This window comes from Bradyrhizobium sp. WSM1417, from assembly GCF_000515415.1.
In the GTDB taxonomy this organism is placed as follows: Bacteria; Pseudomonadota; Alphaproteobacteria; order Rhizobiales; family Xanthobacteraceae; genus Bradyrhizobium.
Genome location: NZ_KI911783.1, coordinates 1,019,597 through 1,041,139 on the forward strand (window position 1 = coordinate 1,019,597; position 21,543 = coordinate 1,041,139).

19 protein-coding genes and 1 pseudogene are annotated in these 21,543 nt (G+C 59.0%); 9 read left to right on the top strand and 11 right to left on the bottom strand.

The window, feature by feature from the left end; genetic code table 11:
- Positions 1-200: 200 nt before the first annotated feature.
- A pseudogene (locus tag BRA1417_RS45280) lies at positions 201-334 on the bottom strand (divalent metal cation transporter); the annotation flags it as partial.
- A gap of 1,009 nt (positions 335-1,343) precedes the next feature.
- On the opposite strand from BRA1417_RS45280, the gene BRA1417_RS0104965 reads away from it, so the two are divergent.
- Together BRA1417_RS0104965 and BRA1417_RS0104970 are read left to right on the top strand one after the other, a co-directional pair.
- Positions 1,344-1,889 (top strand): DUF4760 domain-containing protein, encoded by a 546-nt coding sequence (locus tag BRA1417_RS0104965; RefSeq protein ID WP_027514866.1) that lies wholly within the window; start codon positions 1,344-1,346, stop codon positions 1,887-1,889.
- Between the two features lie 255 nt (positions 1,890-2,144).
- A complete protein-coding gene (locus tag BRA1417_RS0104970; protein ID WP_156948591.1) occupies positions 2,145-2,909 on the top strand; it encodes a hypothetical protein in 765 nt (254 codons plus the stop codon).
- A 684-nt stretch (positions 2,910-3,593) separates the two neighbouring features.
- Here BRA1417_RS0104970 and BRA1417_RS0104975 read toward each other — a convergent pair.
- Positions 3,594-3,827, bottom strand: coding sequence for a hypothetical protein (locus BRA1417_RS0104975; protein WP_027514868.1), 234 nt, complete (start codon positions 3,825-3,827; stop codon positions 3,594-3,596).
- Between the two features lie 29 nt (positions 3,828-3,856).
- Positions 3,857-4,171 (bottom strand): hypothetical protein, encoded by a 315-nt coding sequence (locus BRA1417_RS0104980; protein WP_027514869.1) that lies wholly within the window; start codon positions 4,169-4,171, stop codon positions 3,857-3,859.
- 179 nt (positions 4,172-4,350) lie between these two features.
- Here BRA1417_RS0104980 and BRA1417_RS0104985 point away from each other — a divergent pair, with 179 nt between their 5' ends.
- The gene (locus BRA1417_RS0104985) at positions 4,351-4,551 is read left to right on the top strand and encodes a hypothetical protein (RefSeq protein WP_027514870.1); all 201 of its coding nucleotides are present in this window, start codon (positions 4,351-4,353) and stop codon (positions 4,549-4,551) included.
- A 134-nt stretch (positions 4,552-4,685) separates the two neighbouring features.
- Positions 4,686-4,904: a hypothetical protein gene (locus BRA1417_RS0104990; RefSeq protein WP_027514871.1), complete on the top strand. Its 219-nt coding sequence runs from the start codon at positions 4,686-4,688 to the stop codon at positions 4,902-4,904.
- Positions 4,905-5,183: 279 nt separating this feature from the next.
- Here the strand turns inward: BRA1417_RS0104990 and BRA1417_RS39530 are convergent, their stop codons facing one another.
- Together BRA1417_RS39530 and BRA1417_RS0105005 are read right to left on the bottom strand one after the other, a co-directional pair.
- A complete protein-coding gene (locus tag BRA1417_RS39530) occupies positions 5,184-5,453 on the bottom strand; it encodes a phasin family protein (protein WP_051448273.1) in 270 nt (89 codons plus the stop codon).
- A gap of 632 nt (positions 5,454-6,085) precedes the next feature.
- A complete protein-coding gene (locus BRA1417_RS0105005) occupies positions 6,086-6,340 on the bottom strand; it encodes a hypothetical protein (protein WP_035968352.1) in 255 nt (84 codons plus the stop codon).
- Positions 6,341-6,640: 300 nt separating this feature from the next.
- Here BRA1417_RS0105005 and BRA1417_RS0105010 point away from each other — a divergent pair, with 300 nt between their 5' ends.
- Positions 6,641-7,921 carry a serine hydrolase gene (locus BRA1417_RS0105010; RefSeq protein ID WP_027514873.1) on the top strand — a complete coding sequence of 427 codons (1,281 nt, stop codon included), beginning with the start codon at positions 6,641-6,643 and terminating at the stop codon, positions 7,919-7,921.
- Positions 7,922-8,546: 625 nt separating this feature from the next.
- Positions 8,547-9,149 carry an SGNH/GDSL hydrolase family protein gene (locus tag BRA1417_RS0105015; protein ID WP_027514874.1) on the top strand — a complete coding sequence of 201 codons (603 nt, stop codon included), beginning with the start codon at positions 8,547-8,549 and terminating at the stop codon, positions 9,147-9,149.
- A gap of 867 nt (positions 9,150-10,016) precedes the next feature.
- On the opposite strand, the gene BRA1417_RS0105025 is transcribed toward BRA1417_RS0105015, so the two are convergent.
- The 3 genes from BRA1417_RS0105025 to BRA1417_RS0105040 form a co-directional block, all read right to left on the bottom strand.
- Positions 10,017-12,167, bottom strand: a complete 2,151-nt coding sequence (locus BRA1417_RS0105025; RefSeq protein ID WP_027514875.1) for an AAA family ATPase — start codon at positions 12,165-12,167, stop codon at positions 10,017-10,019.
- Positions 12,168-12,272: 105 nt separating this feature from the next.
- A complete protein-coding gene (locus tag BRA1417_RS0105030; RefSeq protein ID WP_027514876.1) occupies positions 12,273-12,551 on the bottom strand; it encodes a hypothetical protein in 279 nt (92 codons plus the stop codon).
- A gap of 794 nt (positions 12,552-13,345) precedes the next feature.
- On the bottom strand, positions 13,346-14,602 hold the full coding sequence (locus tag BRA1417_RS0105040) for an integrase arm-type DNA-binding domain-containing protein (protein WP_027514878.1): 1,257 nt from the start codon (positions 14,600-14,602) through the stop codon (positions 13,346-13,348).
- Between the two features lie 280 nt (positions 14,603-14,882).
- Here BRA1417_RS0105040 and BRA1417_RS0105045 point away from each other — a divergent pair, with 280 nt between their 5' ends.
- The 3 genes from BRA1417_RS0105045 to BRA1417_RS0105055 all read left to right on the top strand — a co-directional run bounded on the left by BRA1417_RS0105045 (position 14,883) and on the right by BRA1417_RS0105055 (position 18,303).
- A complete protein-coding gene (locus tag BRA1417_RS0105045) occupies positions 14,883-15,869 on the top strand; it encodes an NAD(P)-dependent oxidoreductase (RefSeq protein ID WP_027514879.1) in 987 nt (328 codons plus the stop codon).
- 376 nt (positions 15,870-16,245) lie between these two features.
- Complete coding sequence (locus BRA1417_RS0105050) at positions 16,246-17,526, top strand: sorbosone dehydrogenase family protein (RefSeq protein WP_027514880.1); 1,281 nt, start codon at positions 16,246-16,248, stop codon at positions 17,524-17,526.
- A gap of 183 nt (positions 17,527-17,709) precedes the next feature.
- Positions 17,710-18,303 carry a c-type cytochrome gene (locus BRA1417_RS0105055; protein ID WP_027514881.1) on the top strand — a complete coding sequence of 198 codons (594 nt, stop codon included), beginning with the start codon at positions 17,710-17,712 and terminating at the stop codon, positions 18,301-18,303.
- Positions 18,304-18,315: 12 nt separating this feature from the next.
- Here the strand turns inward: BRA1417_RS0105055 and panE are convergent, their stop codons facing one another.
- The 3 genes from panE to BRA1417_RS0105070 form a co-directional block, all read right to left on the bottom strand.
- Entirely contained in the window at positions 18,316-19,239 is a 924-nt protein-coding gene (panE, locus tag BRA1417_RS0105060; RefSeq protein WP_027514882.1) for a 2-dehydropantoate 2-reductase, read from the bottom strand.
- 185 nt (positions 19,240-19,424) lie between these two features.
- Positions 19,425-20,039: a 2-hydroxychromene-2-carboxylate isomerase gene (locus BRA1417_RS0105065; protein WP_035968353.1), complete on the bottom strand. Its 615-nt coding sequence runs from the start codon at positions 20,037-20,039 to the stop codon at positions 19,425-19,427.
- Between the two features lie 86 nt (positions 20,040-20,125).
- A complete protein-coding gene (locus tag BRA1417_RS0105070; protein WP_027514884.1) occupies positions 20,126-21,475 on the bottom strand; it encodes an MATE family efflux transporter in 1,350 nt (449 codons plus the stop codon).
- Positions 21,476-21,543: the final 68 nt, after the last annotated feature.

A 21,543-nucleotide genomic window follows, 5' to 3' on the forward strand; every position in this document is an offset into this window, starting at 1 on the left:
TCGTTTCAGCTGGATTAGTATATCTGGTGTACAATGCCTTGAATCGGATTGACAAAAATCCATCCCATTTGATGAAATACTTCGTAGGCCGACAAGGCACCTTGGCCTTCGCCGTTCGCGACCGCGCCTATGACTGGTTCTGGTGCGCTAAGCGTTCCTTCAGCGTCTGCCGACTACGCCGGCCCGTATATGCTCAGGGTCACCAGCGACAGCGCCTCCGCCGCGAGGTCGGCGGCGATGTTGAAGGTGTTGGAGGCGACGAGCTTGCGACGAGCGCCAGCACCGCCCAGCGCGGCGCGATCTGCATGACGTTGGCGGCCAGCCCGTTGCCGGTGCTATTTGTGGAGGCCAGGTGAGGCTCCTCGGCGCGCCCACCAAGCCGGAAATCGATACGCCAAGATGACAGCCGTTTTCATCGGGAAGAGCGCAGAAATAAGGCGGAAGCCGATCCCAACTCGCTGAAGCTGTCAACGCGCGTAGTCGGCGAACAGCGTTACCGTCCTGCTAAGCGCCCCTTGTGAAGCGCTCAACGGCTTTTAGACCACGAGCGCCCGAATTGGCATCGTCCACTTGTGATGAAAGACCTTCAGAGGTGTTACGGATCTGCAGCCATAAGAAAGAATTCTGCCAATTGCATTTCGCAGACATTTTTTTCAACTCCCAATATCTCACGGGTCGTGCCCCCCGTGTCTTCCCTCGTAAGGTTTCTGCGTCCGGAAGGAACCGGGAAAAAACATTCTAGCCGCGCTCGGAATGCCGCGACCCAAGCAAGCAAAAAGTTGTTTTGATTATTGTGCTGCCCTGCACGCGACCCGTGATGGCGGTCGAAGTGTGCTTGGCCTGCTTTTCAGTAGAGCGTTAGCGCCATGGGCTGAAACCGAATTGCTTTCAGCGAAAAAGGTGTTAGCGCAATGCCTTCACACTCTATGCTGTGCAATGGGCTGCAGGGGGGGACAGGGCCATCAGCCCGCAAAAAAAGTCGAGCACATGTAACGAAACGCCGCCTAGCCGGGGCCGTGTGCATCAGGGCAATATAGTCACGCTCAATCTTGTCCAAAATCCTAAGCTGATTCCCACTGTCCCGCTCTTAGGAGCGGGGACAGCTGGGGAATTGGGAATCGGCTCCTGAATCCCAAGGGATTCCCATGTGGGAATCGCGCAAACGCTATAACGGAAGATAATTCGTGTGATTCTCGCAGCCGGGATTCCCAACTGGGACTCGAGCCCAATTGGGGGGGGGCGATTCCCACGCCTAATCACTTTCGCCTTTGGCACATTCGACAATCGCATTTCTATTCGCTGCCGCTGGAGTACAGTTATGCAACCGAAAGAAAGGTGGAAGAATGAATCAAGGAGAGTTTTGGGGCACCATCCCGCAATGGTTTGCAGCGCTCATTGCTTTAGGCGCTGCGATAATCGCTTTTCACTCAATTAGTGTTCAGCGGCAGCTAGCTCGCAAGCGCGCAACAATCGATTTCTTTCTTAAGGCCTCGATGGATAAAGAGTGCCTGGATACGTACGATGTTTTCAAAGTTCAGGTTCGGCAATTCAAACCCAAGGGCTTCGATTTTGAGAAGTACATCACAACTGAGGAATACAAAAAGGTTCGTGTTTGGCTGAACATATGTGAACTCATTGCAGTCGGGATCAATCGTCGAGTTTTCGACGACCGCGTGGCATTCGACTGCTGGGGCGATTTGTTGCCATGGTGCTATGATGAAGCTGAGCCCCTCATTTCGTGGTTCAGAGAAACCGAGGGTAGCGAGTTGTCGTATATCGACCTGGATACATTGAGTGGACGATGGCAAAAGCAAACAATCCGAGAGGCGTACGCAACCAAAGCAAAGAAGCGCAAGGTGGACCGAATCGATACGCCGCCCGCACCTTGAGAACTGCCTGTAGCGGCAACCGCCCCGGTCTATAGCTCGCTGCCCTCGTGCCGTCTCCCTTCTAGGGAAGCGAGAGACGTGCACGGTTGATGGGAAAAACCGGTCCGCGGTTGATGTACGGTCCTTGGGCCGTCGGACTAAGTGTCTAGTTTTGTAGAACAACCGCGCACGAACCGTGCAGCATGACCGTGCGCCGCACCGTGCACGGTGCAAGGCTGCACGGTGAAACGCACGGTTCGTCGGGGGGTGAATCGAATGAATTGGCCTGAGCGCGAAACCTTCCCACGTCGATATATGGAAGGATCGTCTATTGCTGAGGAGAGCCGCATTACGCTGGGCATCCTGTCGGACGTTCAGGCCTCTGCGCAGGTGCTTGCAGAAATGCGTCGGAGGGAAGCAGAAGATGACGCGAGATTTGTGACCCCGGCGACTGGTTTCGTTTGGGATTGCCCTGAGCTTCGAGAGCTTATCGGTGAATTGAACAAACTCGGGCTTCTCTGGGAAGAAGGAGGCGAAAAGTCCGGCGGTCTGGTGCCGATATATGTGGTCAAAAAAGTCACCCCTATTGTCAGGGGATATGTCGAACATATCCGTGTCGTTCCACTACGGCACGATCCCTCGCTAGTTCTCTATCTGAAAATCTCGGGGCTTTCAGACGTCCTGGACCGAGACTATGACGGGGTCGTAGGTTGGCACTACCACTATTGCGATAGAGACGGCAGACGGTCAGACACATTGCTGTCTTTTGATACTCGACAACCATTGAAGCAGGAAAATGGAAGAATCCTGCCACTCAGACTCAACTCGCCCCTGTTCTGGGAGCGCCACTCCGAGGGAAAAGCGAAGTTCAATGCGCGCGCTGAACGGTGGGGGCAAGATAAGCGCTTAAGCGTTTTCGCCGCTGCGCAGCCCGATCTCGACAAATTCAAACCGAAAGACTTCAGACGGCCTGCGAACGACGCTCTCCCTGTGTGGCCCCAGAACGCCGTTCTCAGTTTGCCGTTCGTCAAGTCACGCTGAAAGCCTGTACTCTGGCCGTCTATGGTCTCCCGACTTAACGATCTCACCGCCTTCAACCAGCTTGCTCAATAGCCGCGTGACGACGCTGGGGTGATGATCTCGCCTAGCCCACGGCGTTTGCGGTCTAGGTTCAGCGCGTCAAACAGTGCCGCCGTCTCCACTATCACGGTATGATTGAACGCCCTTATTACTGCTCGTCGAGCGCTTCGCGGCGATCATTCGAGACCAATTGCCGAAGACTGATTTCGGTTATCACCAGGTAGACTTCCAACACCGGTCCGATTCCGAGTGTGGCTCCCCCGTTCCCGCAGATCGCTCTCGTATGTCTTTCGCGGCTCTTTGGTGTCGATGCGACCGGTCCTGTCGCACCGTACGTCCCGCCCCGGAACCCACGTTCATGTTGAAGGATGTTGCCGGCATAACGATTGGTCGCCATCCCTCGCGAAGGGGATGGATAGTTGCCGATAAGGCGCTCTTTGATGTTGGTGGAATTTGAAATTAGAATGCTGGATTGTGCCAGCTTCGCGCCTTGTGAGTCATCATGTCTCCGTTCTGTGCGAACGGGCTGCAGCGTTGACCTGCAGACAGAGATATTTAGAAAAAGCCGGCGTGTATGGCCTGTCGAGTTTGGACCGATTTAGCATTCCTATTTTCTTGGAAGCAGACAGCTCGATTGAGCCTTGCTCAACTCCACTCGTTTTCGGGGAGCGATCCTGCAGGTGGTTTCAACTGTTCCAAGCCTGCCTCGATGACTTCGATGTCACTCAGAACCAAGTCTATCGAACTAGCGGCATTGATTCCTGACACGGCTTGCAGTTGGTTCAGCGTCCTGCGCCGGTGCGTCAACAGCTCGGCAAGAGCACGGATATCTCTTAATTCAACGTAGCCCGAAACGATTGATTTGATTGCTTGCGACATCTGCATCCCTCGATGGGGCTGACGCCCGCTTACTTCACCAGTGTCTCACCACGTCGAGCCCGTTTCGATGCTCGCCCGCGGTTGATGAAATGCACCCCAACGAACTCGCCGTTCACCCACGAAAGCTCGCAATGACGATAGGCTAAGCCAGTAGGTGACAGCAGAAGGAAGAACTCCTTCTGACCGATATCGGTCACCGCTCCGTCAATCACCAGTTTGGCGCTCGTTTCCGCCACGTCATGTATCTTGCAGGGCCGCTGCCAAGTACCATCGATCGCCATCAATCGGGCTTCGATCGGTCGTTCAAAGACGACGCGCTTGTCCTGCTCCTGAGTTCCACTCATAGACCACCCGCTTGGCTTCCGAGCAGCGGCGCAGGTTAAAGATAAAATGTTGATGACTGGTGAAGTCGCCGCCGACCGCCTCTCACACGTCATTTCGGGAAACCGACAACTTTTCTTGCGCCGTCGGGCGAAACGGTGGTTCATAGGATGCTGGTAGCCGACATTAGGAGCCAGCCTCCATGACCGACGACACGTCTTCAGAACTGTCGAAGATTGCCAAACTCAATGGCGAGTTCAGGAGGAACTATGGAGCGCTGCTCGGTGCGTTCCTGGGTCTGCGCTCAATCAGCGCCCCTCGTGGTCGTCCTGGGTTTCGGACCAGGCTGATTTCCATCGCCTGCACGGCGGCGATGCCTTGGCTCGGCAAGCTTCCGGGCTAACCGTTCTTGCAAATGGACCGCCCTGGGCCTCCAGAGAGATAAATGAAAATGGCCGTGCAACTTCGATCTATGTGGGAACTGCCACCTTTTCCCGGCGTTGGTCGGCCGATCGATGCGGCAAAGCAAAGCCTTTTATGCAGAACTTCGCCAATGCGGCTTTTTCGCCGGACGTGATAGCGGCGATGACCTCCGCCCTTGAGGCCGCCGTCGCGAGCCTGCCCGAGCCGGTGCATTCGTCTCACGTCAACCTTCTTGCAGAGTCAATCCTGCGTACAGCAGGAGCAGGGGAACGCGACCCCGCGGCCTTGCAGAGGCTGGCGCTCATAGAGCTACAACTGGTGCGCAGAGATTAGCTTGATCAGGGCCTGACGCTCGGCGTGCCTCTGGAAAGGGCCGAGGAAATCAAGGATGTCCACTTTGCGACCGCGGAGCCGCCGGATCTCTACCTGGGGGCTCACCGATGCAGGTGGAAGCGGCGAGCGAGGCACCGTTCGACGAGCTGCTGAGGAGTTTCAGGGCCCTGTTTGATACACAATGCCGCCGGCCAAGATATTCGGCTACGCGACATTGTGCTTTTGGCAATGGTCACTTTGAAGGCGGACCGACTGAGGCTGGTGAGGACGCTTATGCCATCACTTGGGCAGAAAGCTTGAAGTGATCGGCTTGAAGGCTTCCTGCGCAAACGTCCTGTAGAGCTCGCCGATCTTGGTCGCTTCGGCGAAGAACGTCTCTTGTGCAGACTTGGCGTATTCGGCTGTCAACTCCGTGAACTTGTCGGGCGACTTCACAGCTGCAAGCTTTTCGAAATACGCCTTGCTGGCCTCGAACGACGACTTTGCGAAATCGCTCTGGGCGGTTGTAATGGCGGTAAGATGTTGCTGAATGCTGGAGAAATCGGTCATGTTAAATTGCCCTTTGATCCATCAGTCCCGGAGGAGATCTCCGATCCATTTGATCTCGACGCCTTATGACGGTTTGCCTGCCTAAAACGCAAGCATATCTTGTGCGCTGCAGCAATGAGGTTTCGGGTAGTTCTGCGGGCAGGTGGACCATCCTTCTTGGGGGTGCTGAAGTTTGCACGGACTATTCGGCCCGCAAGATTGCCTGCGTACCGCTGTGAGCACCCACGAATGCTGCCGTGGGGCTCACGGTTGGGCGGTATGAACTAACGACCGTTGGCAAGGCAGCTTTGCGAGCACAATCCCAAATCAGAAATTGAGAAGGATGAGATGCGAAACGCACTCGTCACCTCGGTGAGGCTCACCTGAGCCGGGCCAACACCGTGATACTTGCGGATAGGATTGCGAACGACATGAGAAGGGCGAGCAAGAGCCACCAAACGTAAGCGCCACCTCTAAGCCAGTTATCGAGCACGAGCGAAAGAAGCATTCCGAGGCTTATCGACATCAGAATTAAACCGGCGAATAGAAAACGCATCGGTAATTCCTCCCTTCGTCTAGCTAGCGAAGCCAACAAGCTGGTGAGAGGGCGACATGCCGACCTGGCGCTATCGCCCTCGTGGTGAGCGGTGCGCCTATTCGTGACCGTAGTAGCGTCGATTGCACTGGTGGCGGCCTTGCTCAAAGCTAGCCTCCCGGTACACGGCGCCTCGCACGATGCTACTGACGTCGGCAAGCATCCGTGCCTGCTTAATACATTCGACGTAAGGTTTGTTCGAAAGCCAGTCCAGTCCTAGGCCGCCAGCGTTGGCCGTTTGCGCAGAGCTAGCAAAGAGGCTCATTGCGAAAATTCCGGCAGCGGTGAAAAGCGAGGTGCGAGAGGTTTTCATGGCAGACAATCCTTCAAGAGGGTTAGGCGTAGAATAGGTCTACCCGGCTGCACATCTGGGGGATGTGCGCTCCGTCACTATCACTGGGGGCGGCTTAGCTTCGTGGCTTCGAAAGCACTTCAAGCGGACGGCGAATAGGAGAGTGTTTGAGATCAAGGGGACATTGCACTGCAGCGTTTCCGCTCGAGTTGCAGCCGAGCTCGCTCGGCCCGAACGAAGGCGCTTTACACTTCCGAGCGCCGGTATAGGATTTTGGCAGTTGTCGGCAGCGAACTCGCACGCTCTGCTTAGGGGATCAGTATGCTTCCGTTCACTCGTACGCTGGGCGCGTTGGCCCTCGTTGGCTCGATAGTTGCGCTTCATCCAGTTCTTGCCCAAGAGGCGACAGTCAGTCCTGAAGAGGCCGGTTTCAGCAAGCCTGGGCTCGAACGCTTGGACGCTTACATAAAAGGCGAAATCGAAGGAAAGAAGATTCCCGGCGCTGTCGTGATAATTCAGCGCAACGGAAAGACAGCCTATTTTGGTACCTTCGGAGTGCGGGACCCTGCCTCGAATGAAAGGATGACGGCCAACACCATCTTCCGCATCTATTCGATGTCGAAGCCGATCACGACCGTCGCAGCAATGATGCTTGTTGAAGAGGGGAAGCTTCAGCTGGAGGACCCGCTTTCGAAGTACATTCCCGCATTCGCCAACGTGAAGGTCGGGGTCGAGAAGAAAGGCGAGGAAGGCGTCGCCGGGCTCGATCTCGTCGCCCCAAAGAAGCCAATAACCATTCAAGACCTGATGCGGCACACGTCTGGTCTCACCTATGGTTTCTTTGGCGAAGGAGCGGTTAAGAAGGCGTATGTGGAGTCTCAGCTTACGGCTGGAGACTTCGACAATGCAGAGTTTGCCGAGCGGTTAGCAAAGCTGCCCCTTGCCTATCAGCCGGGTACGACGTGGGACTACAGCCAGTCTACCGACATCCTCGGCCGGGTGATCGAAGTAACTTCCGGTAAGTCGCTGTACGAGTTCGAGAAGGAGCGCATCCTCGATCCGCTGGGCATGAAAGACACAGCTTTTTACGTGCCTGATCCTTCGAAGGCGTCACTCGTCGCCGAGCCATTTCCAAACGATAGGACTATCGGAGCTGGAGCGACTATGAGCGACCCACGTGTCGTTCGGAAGTGGGAATCCGGCGGTGGAGGAATGGTCTCGACGATCACCGACTACGCCCGATTTACTCAGATGATCCTCAATGGAGGAGCGTTGGATGGCCGCCGCTACCTTAGTCCTAAGACGGTGGCTTACATGGGCTCCAATCACATTGGACCCGCTGCTGGCGTACAGCCGGGTCCGTACTATCTACCTGGGCCGGGATTTGGATTCGGGCTCGGGTTTGCAGTTCGAACCGAGCCGGGTGTCAGCTTTACCGAGGGCAGCGTTGGCGAAATGACGTGGTCCGGGGCCGGCGGCACCACGTTCTGGATTGATCCGAAGGAAAACATGTTTGTGGTATTCATGGCGCAGACGGTCACCCACCGGACAAGAATCAGAACAGCGCTGAAGAACATCGTGTATGGAGCATTTGAAAAATAGAACTCCTTCTAGTTTCACCCGCGCGTCCGACAGCGGGCGCCCGTCCGCCGTAAGCGCTAACGGTTAGGCGCTACAATACCAGTATTGGTATTCCCCAAATCCTGCACTGCCTTGTTCATCGTAGGATCTGTGACGTAGCCGCTAGCGGGGGAAGACGAGCCGTTATTCTCATTCCGATCGGGAGTGCCCAGCCGATTTCCCGCGGTTTGGTGGTTAAGAGCGTTGCTCGTGTTCGGTCCAGGCGAACCACCCGTACCGTTCACGGTGCCACTGCTCGACATAGAGCCGGCCGCTGTGCTGCCCGAGCCTGTTCCTCCTCCCGAAGCCCCACCTGAACCACCTCCGCCAGCTTGCGCCAGAACAGAGGTGCTGGTCAAAACGAAGGCCGCCAGAAAGAGAAATCTGGAAGATCGCATTGTGGACTCCTATGCTGCAAGGGAGCAAACGCCTCAGTTCGATCGCGTTCCAAATAGAACGCGCCGCTTAAGCAGATTACTTGAACGGGATTAGCCACGGGTCCGGTCGTGCAACCAGCGCAGGCGCCATGCGCTCCCGCCGAGTAGCTAGGTAGAGCCGAATGCTCGTCGTATAGCTGCACTGTTGATCCGCAACTGGGAGAAGACCAATGCCTCTGATGCGTCATCTCATTGTTGAAGGTTCAAGCTCCAGCGTCGATAACGGCGGAGCCAGGACGATATCGTATCATACCCTCTACCTCCCAAACGCTATCCATGAGACTAGTCAGCAGTGCTTTGCGACGGACGGTGCTCTCCTTGCTGATATGCTCCGCCGACAGGCTTCAGTGATCGCCGCTTTCAAAGATGTCCCGAACATCCTGTTCGTTCAAGCGGGACAAAACGATCTTCGTTCGACCGAGGCTTCAGCGTGGCTTGCCGCGTTTACTGACTACTTGGCTAGATTCCAGGATGCAATTAAGTCTTCAGGGAAGATCGTCCAGCTCGGAATCAGCACTCACAATCCGCGCAACGAAAGTCTCTTTAATGCAAATCGGGCCGTCGCCGATGGGGCTCTGCGCCGCTTCCCCAGTGAAGGAAAGTGCGACTTCGTCGTAGATTGGGCAGCCGATCCCACCTGGGGCCCTGACTCCGCTGCCGCAAACGCAGCGTTATACCCTGACGGCACTCATCCTTCGCAGGGTGGACAAAGCAATATGGAGGCAAATTACTTTCGCCCTGCGGTTAATTCCCTCTTTGCCCATCTAACCTAATTGGTGTCGGGACTTTGTCTGTGGATCCGGCAATGCAAATCGAGAATGATGGGCGATCCAGCATCTCTGTTACACTTCGCTAGTTCTGCAGACCCTATTCACCGGCATAGAGACCGTATTTCATCCGGACGAGAACACGGGCTAAACTCGGCTTACGACGCGGAGGACCCATTCGCCGCGATACTATTTCGACTTCCACGACGATGACAACGACGCCCTTTCGGCGGATGATCTTCTGAACTTCATGAGGAGTCGGCTTGCGGAGACTGACGGAACGTCGAAGTGTCCGTTCCTGTTTGGTGAAGTGTTCATTGAGCGCCGCCAGCGTTGCCTTTGAAACAAATTGCGTGATCGCGATAGAATTCGCCCCGACTATCTGGGACCTAGCCGGCGCCAGCCGAATGAACAGGTGGAGGCGAATCCCCCGTTCGATATCAAGACACCCAAACTTCGCTAAGATTCGGAGTGCACCAGGCGCAGCCTTGGTAGGATTGCCCCATGCTCAAATGGATTATTGCAGTTGTGATGGTCATTGCCGGTCTGATTACGCTGGACCGCCACTATTCGTACGGCGTTTACACAGATCGAGCGCGAGCGATGTTACGTGAAATGCAGCATTTTTTCAGGTGGTAGTTTCTCGCTACGATGCGCTAGGTCTCGGCATCGATAGCTCATATGCCTGGGCTCGCTTCGCTGCCAACGTTCGATAGGATTGAGCGAGCGCAACAATTGGTCCTTGAAGGTAGAATCGGATTCGTCGGCAGCCAAGCGTTCAAATTTAACCGCAGATATTCGACCAGTAGTTTCATACGGCGTCAGTCGTGCTTTGGGGCAAGCAGTTTGCTAGTTGCGGTTAGCGGAGGTTAATCATCCAAACCCCTCTTCCGCGTCGTCCACGTCCAGCGTTTCAGCATGTTTGAGGCCCTGCTTTGTTGGCTTCAGGGTGCCTTTCTCCAGCCAGCTGTTCATTACACAAAGGGCGACGGTGCGGGATAACCGCGACCGCTTCCACTTGCCGTTCTCTAGCGCCTTCTGTGTCGCTGGTGTTTCCGTGACGATGCGAATCAAGAGTTCCTCTTCGTCGGTCAGTTCGCCGCCGAAGTCCTTGGCTGCGGAAGGCACTTCGATCTTGGACAGGTACGGCGACACCACGTCCGGCAACGTCACTTCGCTGTCGTCGTTCGGGTCGTCCCAGTCATAAGTGACGCCGCCGACTTCGACCACGGCGGGGACTAGTTCGAAGGCGTCCGGCTTTTCAGGCACCTTGCCATCACGAAGGAACATGACTTGCCACACGCGCGTTTTTTTATCCTTGCCGATGAAGAACCGGACCCGGCCGTCAATGGCGGCGGCGAGCGCGGACGAACCTTGCGAGCGTTCCGTATTCGAGTGGCCGGGATGATGCAGCAACAGCATGGTTGCGCGCAGCCGAGTCCGCACGAAATCGATTCCCTTGACGAAACGACTCATGTCCTGCGAACCATTGGGGTCCCCTTCCATGTTGCGGAAGAGCGTATCGATAACCATCATTGACCAACGGCCGGGGTTCGCCTCTACCAACGCTTTGGCGTCCTTCTCGCGGTTCATGTAAACTGGGATAGGGACCATGCGGAAGTTTTGGTCGATGGCCGCGCGCAGTTCTGCGGCGCGCTCCGCGTTGTTGCCCGCCTGCCCCTTAATCCACGCAAGGACTCGATTTGCGAACAGGCGGCGGTTGCCTTCGGCGATGATGTAGAGGACACGGCCCGGCGCGACTGCCCGCCCGAAGCAATCGTTGTCCGTCGCCACGCACAGCGCCAAATGCAAGGCCCAAAACGTCTTGCCTGCCTTCTCGCGTCCGAAGATTTCGAAGAACGACCCTTTCGGAATAATGCCTTCAAGTGTCCACTTCGGCGGCTTCGTCGCGAGAATGGCAGCGAGCGAAACGCCCGCGTAAGGATTCGCCTTCGTCGTTTTCTTCGGCTTCAGCCTCACGACTGTTTTGGCATCGTCATCGTCGAGCAGGTCCAAGTCGTCGGCAAAATCATCCTTCCTGCCTTCCGCAATGTAAGCTTGCGCCTTGGCGTATTCGTCACGAATACGCTTGCGCACCGCAGCCCTGCTGCCGTGCTTCTCATGCAACGCATCGACAAGGTCGCCGTTCGCCCGCTCATCGAAGAGTCCGACAATCTGTTCTTGCGTGATGCCAGCGGCGGCCATCAGGTTGATTGCCTTCATGCGCCAACCGGAATTCGAGTCGTCGTCGGGCGCGTCGCAGTTCTCCGACCGGCCGTCGCGGATGATTTCCTTCAACGTGTCGCTAATCGGCAGGTCGTCAAGTGCCACGTCGGGCACATCGCCGAGCCCCGGCGCGTCATGGACTTCGGCGACCTGCCCCTTCGGCAGTTCGTCGGGCGTGTAGCGCCGCGCCGCGTCGCCTTCCAAGCCACCCGCGACAGTCGTCTTGCGGCCCTTGGCGCGCTTCTTCTCATTGGGAATGTTAGTCGTGTGTGGCGCGCGGTACAGATGGTCAATCGACTGACACGAATCAAAGCCTTCCGTCTGGCCGCCGAGCGCTCGCGCGAGTCCGATGTTGATCGCCCTTGCCTGTTCAAGGTCCGTGATGGGCTTGGCATGCCGCCACAAAGCGACTACGCCGCCGCCCGACGAATAGACGAACGTCGGTTCGGGCACGTCGCCCGACGCTAGCCGTTCGCGGAGTCGCTCTTGTGCTGCGGCCGGGTCTTCGCCGTTCTTCGGATCGCAATCGACGTAGGCATATTCGACGGCGGCGATATCCGATTCCTTTGACCGCTTGTCAGCGTGGGCGCGCGGCGGGTTCGGTTCAAGGTACAAGTTCTCTTTGCCGTCGCGCGCAGCAATCCAGCGGCGTAGCGAATCGCGATCTTCCGGCAACTTGAAGCACTTCGTGCCGCGCATCACGTCCTTCGAGCCGATCGGGTCGATGGCTGTCAACTTCACAAGACCCTTCGGCCTGATGCGCAGGATGGCGGCGGCCGCCCTGGCGGGATCGCCCAATGTTACTTGGGCAGTTTTCGAACTCTGGGGCATTAACCCAACCCTTCATGTCTGGTACCGACTGCCCGCCGTGTTAGTGACTCAACACGGCGGGGGGATATTTTCTTAAAGCCGATAGAAGCCGCGCATCTTTCGCATCGCTTCATCCATTGGGCGGTCGTCGTACCTGACCAAATTCCAACCGTCACTTACGCAAACGATGACGCCGTAATGCGGCGCGAACGGCCATTCTTGCTCTGCCTGTCCGACAAAGGATCGGATATCCCACTCCCACCGGTTGAGCTCTTCCGCAGTGGCGGAATACATCGCAGCGTCACGCAGCGCGAGCGCGCGGCGACACAGAGCGCAAAGATATTCAATGCTGATGCGGTCACGGCTGGCCATGGGTACACCTTTTCGAAGCTGTCTTTGACCGCTTTAGCGGCGTCGATTTGAGCATGCGCCGACGCGCATTGATGGCGGCACGGACACACGCTTCTATTTCGCGTTTTTGCCATCGCACCGTATGCGGCGCTACCCGCACGGGCTGCGGATATCGCCTGGCGGCGATTCCTTGATAGAAAGTGCTTCGCGAAATGGGCTTAGATCCGCCAATGATCGCGCACGCTTGGCGGAGGTCGATTAGGTTGATGCGTTCGCGCTTCATGACCGCACCAACTTTCGCGGCCGTTGCGGCTCGCGCTTCAGCGTAGCGACGTCCCACGCGTCCAACTCTTCCACGGACCAAAAGCGGTCGGCCCCGTCGATGTAGTAGGGCGAAGGGAATGCGGCTTCGCGCGTCTTACGGCGAATCCATTCGTCGGATGTGTCGCCGTATCTGGCGCGGACGCCGGCGACTCTAAGGTAGCGCTTCAGCTTGGGTAGTTCGGATGGTTCAATGACGTTGCCAGGCATAGGCATAGCTAGTCTCCCACGCATCGCTTGCGCGACGGCGTCAGAGGTTCTAGCCCCGCTCGCTAGTCTATGTGCCCAAACCTAAACGCGTTATCGCGCAAGGACGGATTACAGGGCTAATGCATCGCCGTTGCGGAACGGCAGGCATTATTGCCTTCCCCAGCTAAGAGGCCGACTTTGCGTCGGAGGCTTCTGAGGAGTGCCCCGAACTGGATTGCGCGTCCAGATTTGTACGGGGCCATTGCCTGGTATTTATCCTGCCGCCTGAAAAAGTCAAAGGAACGTTAGCGGCGCAGCGGCACGACTTTGGAATCCTGTTCACCGTTGACAATCCGCGCCACTTCAGCGGCAAGCGCTTCGAAGGCTTGGCGCTTTTCGTTGGAGTAGTCGTGCCGATTGTAAACGCCGGCGACACCCTTGATCGTGTGGTTGCAACAGGCTTCGCGAACTTCGAACGGAATCCCTAACCGCTGCATGACGCTTGTCCCCGTACGCCGCAGGTCGTGCAGCGTCCATGGTGCGACCGCGTCGCCGGTCAGCGCGTCAAGCTTCTGCTTTAGGTCACTGAAGCCGCCGATGGGACGGTTATGATGGCGGCCTTCGAACACGAACGCCGTGTCGTCGCCGCGCTTCACGGACGCCAGCACGTCGTTAAGCAAAGGGGTTCTTGCGATTTCGTTCGGGCGGCCGTTCTTTGTGCGAGTTCCGTCAAGGGACCACATCGACTTCGACAGTTCGCAAATTGGCATGTCGGACACTTCGGACCGGCGGGCGAGCGTCAAAATCATGGTCTTAACCATCGCGCCGAAATTCGCTAACGAACCGCACGCTAGCCACACGGCGCGCAACTCGGCGTCAGTCAAGGCGCGCTCTCGGCTCGGTGCGATCTCGCCGGTCTGCACGCCTGCTGCCGGATTGACGGTCACAGTCGCGTTGCGGTCCATCGTCCAGCCGAAGAAATGCGACAGGCGTGTCTTCCCCTTGCGCCGGGCGTCCTTGTAGCCCTTCAGGTCGTCCAGCAAGACGACCACGTCTTGCCGGGTGATGGAACCGACCGGGCGACGGCCCCACAGGGGCAGCACGCGACGCAGGAAGAACGACCGGGTCGCGGCGGCAGTTTCTTCGCCGATGGCCGGCTCAACCGCCTTGGCGCGGCTGCGCTCGCCGGTTTCGTGGTCGATGTACTCGCGGCCCCATGAAAGGTGGCCCAGGTCATAGGCTTTGAATGCGGCCAAGACCGTGTTTGCCGGTGCCGTCTTACGGGTTTCGGCCTTCAGCCCGGCTGGGTCGCCGCCCTTGGCGACCTCGCCCCGCGCCATCGCCGCGTCGGCGCGGGCCATGTCGAGCGTCAGTGCAGGATACTGGCCCAGGGTCAGCTTCCGGGTAGCCCCCGCGATCACATAACGGAACGCCCATGACTTCGCGCCGGACGGCTGCACGACAAGGTGTAGGCCTGGACAAGCCGCGTCCCTGACCTCATAGCGGGTGCCAGAGGGCTTCGCACCTTCGACCCTGTCGCGGGTCAGCTTCAAGACAGGCATGACGGTCTCAGGGTAAAGCAGGGTAAAGAATGCTCGCATTTTGTTCTGTGATAGTATGCCAACCACAAAACGGCGCGAAGCGCAAAATGTCAATTGAATCAGGGTTAAGCCGGGTTTTTACGTTGGCAACATATGCCCACATTTCCCATCCCTGACGACCTTGCCAAGGTCGGGGTCGAGGGTTCGAGCCCCTTCGCCCGCTCCAATTTTTCCCAAGCATCCAGCCGAACCGGACGGGCACGTGGTCTTCCACGCGGCTGGCGGCTGTATTGGGTCACGAATGACGATTCTGGTTACCGGCAGCGCGGGCCATCTCGGTGAAGCCCTTCTCCGCACGCTCCGCGGGCGCGGTTCGCCTGCGCGTGGGATCGACCTGAAGGCGTCGCCCTTCACCGATGCCGTCGGCTCGATCGTCGATCCCAATTTCGTGCGGGGCCAGATGGACGGCGTCACCGCCGTGATCCACACCGCGACGTTGCACAAGCCGCATGTGGCGACCCACAGCAAGCAAGCCTTCATCGACACCAACGTCATCGGCACGCTCAACCTGCTCGAAGCGGCTGTGGTCGCCGGCGTGCGCAGCTTTGTCTTAACCAGCACCACCAGCGCGTTCGGCTCGCAGCTTCGCTCCGAGGCGGGACAGGCCGCGGTGTGGGTCACCGAGGACCTGCGGCCGATCTCGAAGAACATCTACGGCACGACCAAGCTCATGGCAGAGACTCTCTGCGAGCTGTTCCGTCGCGAGCGCGGCCTGCCTGTCGTGGTCTTGAGGACCTCGCGCTTCTTCCCGGAAGACGATGACGATCCGGCGATGCGGTCGGCTTACGCGCCGGAGAATGCGCAGGCCAACGAGCTGCTCTATCGCCGGCTGGATATCGCGGACGCGGTGAGCGCCCATCTGCTCGCCGCCGAGCGCGCGCCGGACATCGGGTTTACCCGCTACATCCTGTCGGCCACGAGCCCGTTCGAGCAGCGCCATCTCGCTGCGCTGGCGCGCGACGCGACCGGTCTCGTGCGCGAGCTCTATCCGGATTGTGAGGAGCTCTATGCGGCGCGCGGCTGGCGGCTGTTCCCCGCGATCGACCGCGTCTATGTGAACGAGCGCGCGCGGCGCGAGCTGGGCTGGCGGCCCGAATTCGACTTCGCGCATGTCCTGAACTGTCTTCGCGATGATCGCGATTTTCGCAGCATGCTGGCGCGGGATGTCGGCTCGAAAGGCTATCATGAGACGATTTTCAACGACGGTCCCTACCCCGTCGCCCAGTAGTCGCCACCTTTGCTAATTCGCTCGACGCGTCAGATGTCTACCCGGGGTCACCGGCAGCAAGATGGCCAGAGCCATTCTACTGTGCATGGGGTTGTTTTCGCGTTTTTTTGTTCCGGACCTCCTGCTGCCTGCAAATTAGCGGCGCGTGATCTTGATTCCGCGCTGCAGCGAGAGCGGTGTCGTCGCCGGATTCGCCATCGTTGACTTTCCGTCTCAATTTTTAATGAGCGCTATCGCAGCGCACGCGGCGCGCTTCTCACCGCTCGCAGATGTGCTAACCTTTCGCGCCTGTCCTCTCGACAGTCCGAACTTCGCCTCTCGATAGCAAAATAAAATAAATGTGCAGCCCTGATGGCTGCCTTAGGGGAGTGACGCGATGAAATTCCATCGATCCGTCTTTCAATCTATCCTGGCGCTTGCAGCGGTTGCCCTTCTCGCGGGGACAAGCGCCGGTCACGCGCAGCAGCAGGACAAGAACAAGCCGCTGAAGAAATACGAATCCGGCACCAAGGAGTTCTGGACCCATCCGCCGGACGACTGGTTCCTCGGCGACGAGACCGAGGCGCAGAAGGGCCTGGCGCCGCCGTCGGGTCCGCCCACCGGCGCGTCCGATTCCGAGCTCGCCAACATCGTCAAGAAGGTCAAGCTGCCGCCGGGCTTCAAGATGGAAGTCTACGCGTCCGGCGTGCTGGCCGCGCGGCAGATGGCCTGGGGTGACAAGGGCACGCTGTTCGTCGGCTCGTTCGGCCTCGGCAACGTCTACGCCATCAAGGACAACAACGGAAAGAAAGAGGTCAAGACCATCCTCAAGGGGCTGAACATGCCCACGGGTCTGGCCGTCAAGGACGGTGCGCTCTACGTCATCGCGGTCGACAAGTTGATCCGCTACGACGACATCGAGAACAAGCTCGACAATCCCGGCGAGGGCAAGGTCGTCTATGACGACATGCCGTCCTATGCCGCGCATGGCTGGAAGTACATCGCGGTCGACAAGGAAGGCTGGTTCTACATTCCGTTCGGACCGCCCTTCAACATCGGCGTGCCCCCGACCAGCGTCTCGCAGATCCGCCGCGTCGATCCCAAGACCGGCAATGCGGAAATCTACGCGCTCGGCGTTCGCAATTCGGTCGGCGGCGACGTCGATCCGCGCACCGGCAAGTTCTGGTTCACCGAGAATGCGCGCGACTGGATCAGCGACGATCTGCCCTCGGACAAGCTGAACATGATCAGCAAGATCGGCGAGCACTTCGGCTATCCCTACTGCCACCAGGGTGACCTGCCGGACACCAAGTTCGCGATGGGCCACAAATGCTCCGAGTTCACGCCGCCCGTGCTGAACCTCGGCGCTCACGTCGCTCCGCTCGGCATGAAGTTCTATACCGGCGACCAATTTCCGGCCGAGTACAAGAACAACATCCTGATCGCCGAGCACGGCTCCTGGAATCGTCACAAGTACCAGGGCGGCCGCATCATGCGCGTGATCGTCGGTCCCGACGGCAAGAACGCCAAGCAGGAGGTGTTCGCCTCCGGCTGGATCGAGGGCGACCAGGGCTATCTCGGCCGTCCCGACGACATCATCCTCGCCAAGGACGGCTCGATCCTCGTCGCCGACGATTGGGCCGGCGCGATCTACCGCATCAGCTACAGCAAGAAGTAGCCTAAGACGACACGAGGCTGCGGTGCCGAGGGGCGCCGCAGCCTTTCTCATTTCAATTTCGCACGCTGTCGTTCCTGCTTACGTAGAAGTCCGGAACCCATAGTGACGAACGGGGGTTATCGAACTCCGGGCACGCGCTTCGCCGCCCCGGAATGAGCGTTCGACAGATCGGAAATTCCAATCATGCGCCGGCAATTCATCTCGCACGCAATCAGCGCGGCTGCGCTTCTCGCGCTCGGTTCTCTCGCCGCAAGCGCCGCTGACAATGCCGCGGTCAAGGAGAAGGCCGCCGTCTGCACCGGCTGTCACGGCGAGAACGGCATCTCGCAGACCGAGAACATCCCTTCGCTCGCCGGCCAACCCGATCAATTCCTGCAATGGCAGCTGGTGTTTTTTCGCGCCGGCTCGCGCAAGAACGACCAGATGCAGCCGATCGCCGAGGAGATCACCAATGAGGACGTTCGCAATCTCGGCGCCTATTTCGCCGCGCTGACGCCGCCGATAGCGGCGGAAGACAAGGATCCGGACCTGTCGAAAAAGGGCGCCCAAGTGGCCGTCGGCCGCCGCTGCGCCTCATGCCATACGGATAATTTTGCCGGCACCAAGGCCGTCGCGCGGCTCGCGGGCCAGCGCGAGGAATACCTGATCAAGGCGCTGCACGACTACAAGAGCAGCCAGCGCGTCGGCGGTGGAGGCGCTGCGATGGCCGATGTCGCCTATCACATGAGTGATGAGGAAATCACCACCGTCTCGCACTATCTCGCGTATTTCAAATAGCGGAAGGTGCGGTCAGCTAGCCCGCTGCTTCTCATACGCCTTCAAATGTGTGTACGCGATGCGCAGCTTCGGCACCGGCACCTTGGCGGCGTCGGCGCGCGCGATGAGGTCGCCGATGACGTGATCGGCCTCGACCGGCAGACCCGCCTTGACGTCGCGGAACATCGAGGCCGTCATCGGTGAACCCTCGGTAGTGAGGTTGCCCTTCACGCGCTCGAAGAACGGCCCGCCCGGCGTATAGCCTGACGCGGCGGCGATCGCGCTGGTCTCGTCCAGCATGCCGAGCAGGAAATCCCTGCCGCCGGGAGCAGCGAGGATGTTGCCGACAGAGGTGCGCATCAGGCTGGTGGACGCCGCCAGCGAGGAGAGGAACACCCACTTCTCCCACATGTCCTGCATGATGTTCTGGCTGGCGGTGGCACCAGCGATGCCGCTCTTGAAGGCTTCGTCGATCGCCTTGACGCGATCCGACAGCTTGCCGTCGCGCTCGCCGTAATTGATCGACTGCATCGGCTGGAGCTGCACCACCTCGCGCTTCTCGTTGAGCGTTGCGGCGATGGCGCAGAGGCCACCGAGCACGCGCTCCTTGCCGAACTTGTCGTCGAGGATGTCGAGATGCTTGATGCCGTTGAGCATCGGGATGATCGCGGTATTCGGCCCGACTGCTGCCGCGAACGACTTGATGGCGTCGTCGAGGTCGAAGGCCTTGCAGCTGAGCAGCACGACGTCGAACTTGTCCTTGAGCGCGTCGGCCTGAACGGTCGGCGGATTCTTCAAGGTCACGTCGCCGTTCGGGCTCTTGATGACAAGACCCGCGCTCGCGAGCTCGGTGGCGCGCCGTGGCCGGACCAGGAAGGTGACGTCGCGGCCGGCCTGCAGCAGCCTTCCACCAAAATAGCCGCCGATGGCGCCAGCGCCGACCACGAGGATACGCATGGGATCGTCCTTGTTGTTGGTTCTTTTCGTCGTCCTGGCGAAAGCCAGGACCCATTACCCCGACTGCCTCTTGTCGGACAAGTCGGAGCCCCAGCCTATCGCCAAACGCGATTCGGTGGTTATGGGTCCTGGCTTTCGCCAGGACGACCTCGAGGAGATTGTTCGGTTTCCCTACTTCGAGAAAATCACTTCCCCGAGACCATCTCCTCGACCTCGCGCAACTGTTCCTTGCCGAAGAACATCTCGTCGCCGACGAAGAAGGTCGGCGAGCCGAACGCGCCGCGCGCGACGGCCTCCTCGGTGTTCTTGATCAGTCTGCCCTTCACCTCGGGTTCCCCGGCACGGGTGAACAGCTTTTGCGCGTCGAGGCCGGAGGACGCCAGCGCCTTCGCCGCGATTTCCGGATCGTCCATCTTCTTCGGCTCGCGCCACATGTGATGGAAGGTGGCCTCGACGTATGTTTCGAACACGCCTTCGAGCTGCGCCGCGATTGCCGCGCGCATCAGGTTCAGCGTGTTGACCGGGAAGAAGGGATTCCAGACATAGGGCTGCACCTTGAAGCGCTTGACGAAGCGCTCGGTCTCGACCGCCTGGAATTCCCGCTTGTTCTTGACACCGGCAAGCGTCTCGGCCGGCGACTTGTTGTTGGTCGACTTGAAGATGCCGCCGAGCAGGATCGGCACGTACTCGAACTTGACGCCGATGCGCTGCTCGATCGCCGGAATCGCGAGATGACTGAGATAGGCGTTCGGGCTGCCGAAATCGAACAGGAATTGCGGGGCTGTGCGGGTCAAAATCATCCTCCCTGACGTCGCTTTTTCGCATTGTGGCGCAGCGCACGCCGCGGGTCCACCTTTTAATGACGGTCATAATCTCTTGATGTTCGTCAGGACAGACGCCGGATCGTCCGCTTGCGCCACACCAGAAGGTAATAGCCCATCTGCAACAGGAACATGGCGCAGAATACGATCGGATAGGCAGCCCACACACCCTCAAGGCCGATCGTGCGGCTCAGGATCACCGCGGACGGCAGCTCGATTGCTCCGATGGCGAAGATCGCGAGCAGCATTGGCGTCAGTGCCACGCCGGCAGCGCGCATCGCACCGGAAAACACCGTCGCCAGGCCGAACGGCACCGAGCTCCACAGCGCGATGTTGAGCAAGCGCTTCGCCAGATCGAGCACGGTGTCGTCAGTGATGAAGATGCCGAGCACGGCCCGAGGCGTGAGATAGATCAGTGCCACCAGCCCGCCCGTCAGGACGATGTTGAACGCAAGTCCGGTGCGTACGATGCCGTCGAGCCCCGCTCTGTCGCCGCGGCCGACCGCCTGGGCGCCGAGGATCGAGACCGCGATTGAAATCGACATCGCCGTGAACTGCGTGTAGCCCATTACCTGGTTGACCGCGCCATAAGCCGCGGTTGCGTTCGAGCCGAAGCCGTTGACGAGGCCGAGCAGCACCAGCTCGGCGATCGCCATCACCACCATGCCGATCGCGCTCGGCAGTCCAATGCCGAGGATCTGTCCCAGCACCACACGATTGAGCCGCAGATGGCGCAGCAGTGCAGCGTCCGGTGCCAGCGCATGGTTTCTTCGCAGCAGATAGGCCGCCAGCGCGATCAGCGTCAGAGCGTTGGCGATCGCCGCGGCCCAGGCCGGGCTGGTGATGCCGGCCGCCGGCAATCCGAACGACCCCCGGATCAGCACCGGCGTCAGGATCAAGCCGATCGCGGTCGACAAGGCCAGCGCCAGCAGCGGCGTCAGCGCATCGCCGACGCCGCGGATCATCGCCGTCATCAGCAGGAAGACGAAGCCGAGCGGCATGGTGAGCAGCATGATGCGGGCATAGGCGCTGGCCTGGTCGAGAATGTCCGGGGGCGTGGCGAGCATCGTCATCAATTGGCGGCTGAAGATGCCGCCGATCAGTGCAATTGCAATCGAGAGCATCAGGCCGATCGCGAGCGTCGTGCCGACGATGAGCTTGATCCGGCCCTGCTCGCCCGCACCATAGGCCTGGCCGATCAGCACCGTGGCGCCGGTGCTCAGGCCCATGACGAAGGCGAACAGGAAGAACATCACCGGAAAGAACACCGAGACCGATGCGAGCGCGTCGATCCCGATCATCTGGCCGAGATAGACGTTGCTGACGGTGCCGAACAGCGATTGCAGCGCGTTGCTCAGCATCAGCGGTGCGAGGAAGCGCAGAAAAGTCTTCCAGAGCGGCTTGGCGGCGGACATGGATTGGCCTTTCATCAGGCGTGCGAAAGCGTTGCCACGCGAAGTGCGCGTGGCCTGGCCGTCGATGG

Coding starts and splice junctions, on each gene's coding strand:
- BRA1417_RS39530 (WP_051448273.1), bottom strand. CDS start 5,453: ATGACCGATTTCTCCAGCATTCAGCAACATCTTACCGCCATTACAACC.
- BRA1417_RS0105050 (WP_027514880.1), top strand. CDS start 16,246: ATGAAATTCCATCGATCCGTCTTTCAATCTATCCTGGCGCTTGCAGCG.
- BRA1417_RS0104980 (WP_027514869.1), bottom strand. CDS start 4,171: ATGAGTGGAACTCAGGAGCAGGACAAGCGCGTCGTCTTTGAACGACCG.
- BRA1417_RS0105045 (WP_027514879.1), top strand. CDS start 14,883: ATGACGATTCTGGTTACCGGCAGCGCGGGCCATCTCGGTGAAGCCCTT.
- BRA1417_RS0105030 (WP_027514876.1), bottom strand. CDS start 12,551: ATGGCCAGCCGTGACCGCATCAGCATTGAATATCTTTGCGCTCTGTGT.
- BRA1417_RS0104975 (WP_027514868.1), bottom strand. CDS start 3,827: ATGTCGCAAGCAATCAAATCAATCGTTTCGGGCTACGTTGAATTAAGA.
- BRA1417_RS0104970 (WP_156948591.1), top strand. CDS start 2,145: ATGAATTGGCCTGAGCGCGAAACCTTCCCACGTCGATATATGGAAGGA.
- BRA1417_RS0105005 (WP_035968352.1), bottom strand. CDS start 6,340: ATGAAAACCTCTCGCACCTCGCTTTTCACCGCTGCCGGAATTTTCGCA.
- BRA1417_RS0104985 (WP_027514870.1), top strand. CDS start 4,351: ATGACCGACGACACGTCTTCAGAACTGTCGAAGATTGCCAAACTCAAT.
- BRA1417_RS0105010 (WP_027514873.1), top strand. CDS start 6,641: ATGCTTCCGTTCACTCGTACGCTGGGCGCGTTGGCCCTCGTTGGCTCG.
- BRA1417_RS0104990 (WP_027514871.1), top strand. CDS start 4,686: ATGCAGAACTTCGCCAATGCGGCTTTTTCGCCGGACGTGATAGCGGCG.
- BRA1417_RS0105040 (WP_027514878.1), bottom strand. CDS start 14,602: ATGCCTGTCTTGAAGCTGACCCGCGACAGGGTCGAAGGTGCGAAGCCC.
- BRA1417_RS0105070 (WP_027514884.1), bottom strand. CDS start 21,475: ATGTCCGCCGCCAAGCCGCTCTGGAAGACTTTTCTGCGCTTCCTCGCA.
- panE (WP_027514882.1), bottom strand. CDS start 19,239: ATGCGTATCCTCGTGGTCGGCGCTGGCGCCATCGGCGGCTATTTTGGT.
- BRA1417_RS0105065 (WP_035968353.1), bottom strand. CDS start 20,039: ATGATTTTGACCCGCACAGCCCCGCAATTCCTGTTCGATTTCGGCAGC.
- BRA1417_RS0105055 (WP_027514881.1), top strand. CDS start 17,710: ATGCGCCGGCAATTCATCTCGCACGCAATCAGCGCGGCTGCGCTTCTC.
- BRA1417_RS0105015 (WP_027514874.1), top strand. CDS start 8,547: ATGCCTCTGATGCGTCATCTCATTGTTGAAGGTTCAAGCTCCAGCGTC.
- BRA1417_RS0104965 (WP_027514866.1), top strand. CDS start 1,344: ATGAATCAAGGAGAGTTTTGGGGCACCATCCCGCAATGGTTTGCAGCG.